The following is a 5,724-nucleotide window of genomic DNA, read 5'->3' on the forward strand; positions in this document are numbered from 1 at the left end:
AACAGCTTTCGCGGGAGCAGATAATAGGAAAGAAAGAACAGTTTCTGATCACTCAAAACCAGTATGCGCGCGTCTTCTTCGGTGGCCTCATTGAGAAAACGAATCACATCCCGGTTGGATTCGCTAATGTTCGGCAGGATCGCCGGGCCTGCGTGAAAATGATACCATGGCCAGTCCTCTATGCGGCGACTGACACCGCCTGCAAAATGCACTATTCCCAGACTGAACCAGGCGAGCAGCAGCAGGCGAAACAGGATCGTCCGCTTCGCGTCTCTCTTGCTTTTCCGGTGAATCAGGGTTTGTTCGGAAATCACGCGTCCGCAGTGAGTGGCAAAGTGGATCACGCGCGTATAAAAGAAAAGCCCTGCTGCTGTGAAGATCGCCGTCAGTGGGAGCAAAATTCGCATTAAAACTAAGATCGCTTGAGCCTGTTCATGTGCAGCGAACTGGGAAAACTGGTCCGGAGCCGCTCGTTCAATCATCCAGGACTGAAAAAATTCGGTTGGCATCAACCATACGAACAGCAGGCCGGGAATCGAAACGATCAGGAGCAGTATCAGGATCGTTCGAACCAGAAGCGACATGATTCAGACTCAGGATGAGGGGACAGAAGGATTTTAGTAAGAGCCGCCGAAAACAGGAAAACTTGAGTCTATGCCTTCGCCGGAAGGATGTCAAGAAAGCATCGGACGCGTCCGCAGTGGCGGCCAGCCGAGCGCGGTGTTACAATTTCTGGATGCTGCATCGTTTCAGGTTTCACCTCATGGGGAAATGTCGGTTCGGGGATTGCATTGATGAGACTGCTGTTTCAGAGTGTTGTTTGTCTATCCAGCCTGTTATTGGTTCTCTCTGTAAGCGAGAGGTTACTACCAGCAGCGGAAATCGATTTTAACCGTGACGTGCGGCCGATTTTGTCCGATCTCTGTTTTCAGTGTCATGGCCCTGACTCGTCCCAACGCAAAGCCGATTTACGGCTCGATCTGCAGGCCGGATTGCTGGGAACCGATGCCGAGTCGACCGTGGTCGTCAAAGGCAAAGCTGCTGAGAGCGAGCTATTCTCGCGGCTGATCTCGAAAGACCCCGATTTGCAGATGCCCCCTGCCTCATCGGGGAAACAAATCACGGCTACGCAGATTGAGACGATCAAACAATGGATTAACGACGGTGCCCTCTGGCAGAAACATTGGGCATTTATTCCACCGCGACACCCGGATATTCCAGAAGTAAAACAAGCCAACTGGGTACGGAATCCGATTGATGCGTTTGTACTCGCGCGTCTGGAACAGGAGGGACTCTCTCCGTCTCCCGAAGCCGACAAAGCGACACTGATCCGCCGACTCAGCCTTGACCTGACAGGACTGCCTCCCACGTTGGAGGAGCAGGAACGCTTTTTCAAAGATGATTCCCCGACTGCCTGTGAAAACGTGGTTTCGCGCTTATTAAGCTCACCCCATTACGGCGAGCGGATGGCGATGGAATGGCTGGATGCAGCCCGTTATGCTGATACGAGCGGCTATCAGACCGATGGCGAACGGCATATGTGGCGGTGGCGCGAATGGGTGATCAACGCATTCAATCAGAATCAGCCTTTCGATCAATTCACTGTCGAACAACTGGCCGGCGATTTGCTTCCCGATCCGACACTCAGCCAGCGAATTGCGACCGGTTTTAATCGGAATCATCGTGCGAATTCCGAAGGGGGCATTATTTTCGATGAATATCTGCTCGAATACGCGGTCGACCGAGTCGAGACTACGGGAACGGTCTGGCTGGGGCTGACGATTGGCTGTGCCCGCTGTCATGAGCATAAGTACGACCCCGTCTCCCAAAAAGAGTTTTATCAGATGATTGCGTTTTTCAATAATATTCCCGAACGTGGTCGCGTGATTAAGTACGGCAATGCAGCTCCGTTTGTGAAAGCGCCTACGCAAGAGCAGCAACAGAAACTGGATGAACTCGATCAGAGAATCGAGCGATATGAGCAGATGCTACAAGAGGCGACTCCTGTCCTGAAAACATTCCAAACCTATTGGGAACAACAGGGTCCTTCGATCGATGAACAACCGAAGCTACCGGAAAAAGATCTGGTTTATCAGATATCCTTCGATGGTGATCTGAAGCTACGAGTGATCGGAAAGCAGAACGCGGACTTCTATGCTCAAAAGACAAACGCTTCCAGCGATCTGACCAGTAATGAAGAGAAAACGTCAAATATAAAACCAGAATTCGTTCAAGGGATTCAAGGTCAGGCATTGCTGCTAAACGGGACGCAATCCTATAAGTCGGAGCAAAAACCGACATTGAGCGACAAAGATCCGTTTTCTCTGGTCTTCCAGATCAAGCCGCAGCAACCGAACGGTACGCTACTCGCATCACTCACGCCGGCTCAGGATGAGAGTGGCTTTCGGATTTTTCTCAAAGAGAGCCATTTACAGATCAATATCGGGCCGCGCTGGCTGGACGATGCAATTCTGTTGCGGTCCACAAGACAGCTAGAGTTGAATCGCTGGTCGCACATTGTGTTGACCTACGCCGGCAATTCGGATGCACGGGATTTTCGACTGTTTGTGAATGGCGAACCGTACGAACTGGAAGCCGAGTTTGATTATCTGACCGGCGGCTTTTCATTTCCTTCACCACTGGAATTTGGAGCGTACCACAACGAGGATCCGTATCAGGGATTGATCGATGATTTGAAAATCTACAACGCCTGCTTCTCCTCAGAGCGGGCAGCAATGGCTTCGGTCAGAGAGTCTGTCCGCCAGATTGTACAGATACCGGAGCTCGAGCGCACGCCGCAACAACAATTAAAGCTGACTCACTATTATTTGTCAGTCATAGCACCAGACACGGCACCGAAAAAATATCGTACTGTGTTTTCCGAATTGCAAAAATTCAAAATTCAGCGCGAAGTATATTATCGGAGTCTACCCACCAGTATGGTGATGCAGGAGCGTGAGGAAAAAAAACCGACCTTTGTATTAATGCGTGGCGAGTATGATAAACCGGGCGCGCAAGTCGCAGCCGGGATACCTGCCAGCCTGGGAACCCTGCCCGCTGATCTGCCTTCCAATCGGCTGGGACTGGCCCGCTGGCTGGTAGATCCGAGTAACCCCTTAACGGCCCGCGTGATTGTGAACCGTTACTGGCAGATGTACTTTGGAAACGGACTGGTCAAAACGACTGAAGATTTCGGTTCACAGGGCGCCTGGCCGACGCATCCTGATCTGCTCGACTGGCTGGCTACCGAATTCATTCGGTCCGGCTGGGATGTGAAACGATTACAGAAACTCATTGTGACGTCCGCCACCTATCGGCAGTCGTCTCATGTCTCTGCCGCATTAAATCAGGTCGACCCGGAAAACCAATTGCTGGCCCGCGCCGGTCGACTGCGTTTGCCGGCGGAAACGATTCGCGATCAGGCGTTATTCTCTGCAGGATTGTTGCGGACCACAATTGGAGGGCCTTCGGTCAAGCCGTATCAACCACAGGGAGTCTGGAAAGAGATCGCCAGCCAGGAGTATGAACCGGGCACAGGCGATGATCTGTTTCGCCGCAGCATGTATACGTTCTGGAAACGAACGGTGCCACCACCGGCAATGGCAACTTTCGACGCGCCGACACGCGAAACCTGCACCGTCAAGCGATCCCGCACGAACACGCCGCTCCAGGCGCTGGCATTATTGAACGATGTCACATATGTGGAAGCATCTCGTAAACTGGCAGAACGGATGCTCAATCAAGCCGGGCAACAACCGGCTTTACGGATTCGGTACGCGATGCGCGTCGTGCTGGCGCGTGAGCCAGACGAGCGCGAGCTGGCGATTTTCCTGAACGGTTATGAGCGGAATCTGAAGCGATTCCAGAATGCACCGGAGGCGGCTCAGAAATTATTGTCCGTGGGAGATTCGCGTCCTCTAAAACAATATGACATTGCAGAACACGCGGCTTATACCGTCATCGCCAGTCTGATTCTCAATCTGGATGAAACGATCAACAGGGAATAACAAATGCAAAATTTAACGGACGGAGTAGAGATGCTGGCCAATCGGCGTTCGTTTCTGCGACAGAACGCTGCTGGCGTGGGACTGGCGGCTCTGGCAACGCTGTTGCAGGAATCAGGAGCAGTCGAACAGACAAAGGCCAGCACCAGCGGCCTGCACTTTCCTGCACGGGCGAAGAGAGTAATTTATCTGAGCCAGTCGGGGGCGCCCTCGCAGATGGATCTGTTTGATTATAAACCGGAATTGAAAAAGTATCATAAATCCGAGCTACCTGATTCGATCCGTCGGGGCCAGCGTTTGACCGGCATGACCGCCGGCCAGACCAGTTTCCCAATTGCAGCTTCGATGTTTCAGTTTGCCCAACACGGCAAGAGCGGCACTTGGATGAGTGAACTCCTGCCGCATACGGCGAAGATTGCCGATGAGATTTGCGTCGTCAAATCGATGTATACCGAAGCGATCAATCACGACCCCGCAATTACCTTTCTGCAGACCGGCAGCATTCAGGCCGGGCGCCCCAGTATGGGATCCTGGATTTCCTATGGACTGGGCAGCGAAAATCAGGACCTGCCGACGTTTGTCGCTTTAACTTCGGGGACCGGCGGTCAACCGTTATACGATCGCTTGTGGGGGAGCGGGTTTCTGCCATCGAAACATCAAGGAGTGAAATTTCGCCGTTCGAGCGATCCCGTGCTCTTTCTCTCCAACCCGCCGGGCGTTGACCAGCAGGCGCGACGTGAAATGCTTGACGATTTAGGGGAACTGAATCGGCTCTCGCTGGCAGAAAAGGGAGACCCGGAAATCGCGACACGTATCGCGCAGTACGAATTGGCGTTTCGGATGCAGACCTCGGTTCCTGAACTGGCCGACCTTTCACAGGAATCAGCGACCACTTTTGAACTCTATGGCGAACAGGCAAAACAGCCGGGCACGTATGCCGCCAATTGTCTGCTGGCACGACGCCTGGCAGAACGGGGCGTGCGGTTTATCCAGTTGTATCATCGTGGCTGGGACCATCATCTGAACTTGCCGACGAAAATCAAACAGCTCGCCGGTGAAACCGATCAGGCAACGGCGGCTCTGATTCTCGATCTGAAACAGCGGGGTATGCTGGATGATACGCTGGTGGTCTGGGCGGGCGAATTTGGTCGGACCGTTTATTGCCAGGGCACGTTGACGGCGACAAATTACGGACGCGACCATCACCCACGGTGTTTTACCGTCTGGGCCGCAGGGGGCGGAATGAAACCGGGAATCACCTATGGCGCGACCGATGATTTCAGCTATAACATCACAGAAAACCCCCTGCCCGTGCATGACTTGAATGCGACGATACTGCACTGCCTGGGAATCGACCACAAGAAACTGACTTATAAATTTCAGGGGCGTTACTATCGCCTGACTGACGTGCATGGTGAAGTGGTCAAACCGTTATTGAGCTAGCTTATATTATAAGTATGAACGATCTGCGATTGAGTGTGCCTTTGCTATCGGACATGTATTTCGGCTGATTACATAGGTAACAGCCGTTCGAATATGAGTATCGTTTTTAGTTCCCAATACAATTTGCAGTATTGAAGTATGCCGGTTCTTGAATCCATCTCGTCGAAAAAGGGGGGCGCGCGATTCCTCGCGTACGGGGTACTGTTGCTGTTTTCGATGATCATCCTTGAGCAAACGGCATCGTTTCGCCGTTCCAAAAGTCCGACCTTTGATGAAA

Annotated in this window: 3 protein-coding genes; 2 read left to right on the forward strand and 1 reads right to left on the reverse strand. The window is 52.6% G+C overall.

Annotation, left to right across the window (positions count from 1 at the left end):
- On the reverse strand, positions 1 to 584 hold a 584-nt coding region (locus tag Q0294_RS18795), incomplete at its 3' end, for a hypothetical protein (protein WP_299468525.1).
- 210 nt (positions 585 to 794) lie between these two features.
- On the opposite strand from Q0294_RS18795, the gene Q0294_RS18800 reads away from it, so the two are divergent.
- Together Q0294_RS18800 and Q0294_RS18805 are read left to right on the forward strand one after the other, a co-directional pair.
- Positions 795 to 4,007 (forward strand): DUF1553 domain-containing protein, encoded by a 3,213-nt coding sequence (locus Q0294_RS18800; RefSeq protein ID WP_299468527.1) that lies wholly within the window; start codon positions 795 to 797, stop codon positions 4,005 to 4,007.
- 3 nt (positions 4,008 to 4,010) lie between these two features.
- Positions 4,011 to 5,447 carry a DUF1501 domain-containing protein gene (locus Q0294_RS18805; protein WP_299468529.1) on the forward strand — a complete coding sequence of 479 codons (1,437 nt, stop codon included), beginning with the start codon at positions 4,011 to 4,013 and terminating at the stop codon, positions 5,445 to 5,447.
- Positions 5,448 to 5,724: the final 277 nt, after the last annotated feature.

Origin of the sequence: uncultured Gimesia sp., assembly GCF_937919775.1 — a bacterium.
GTDB lineage: Bacteria > Planctomycetota > Planctomycetia > Planctomycetales > Planctomycetaceae > Gimesia.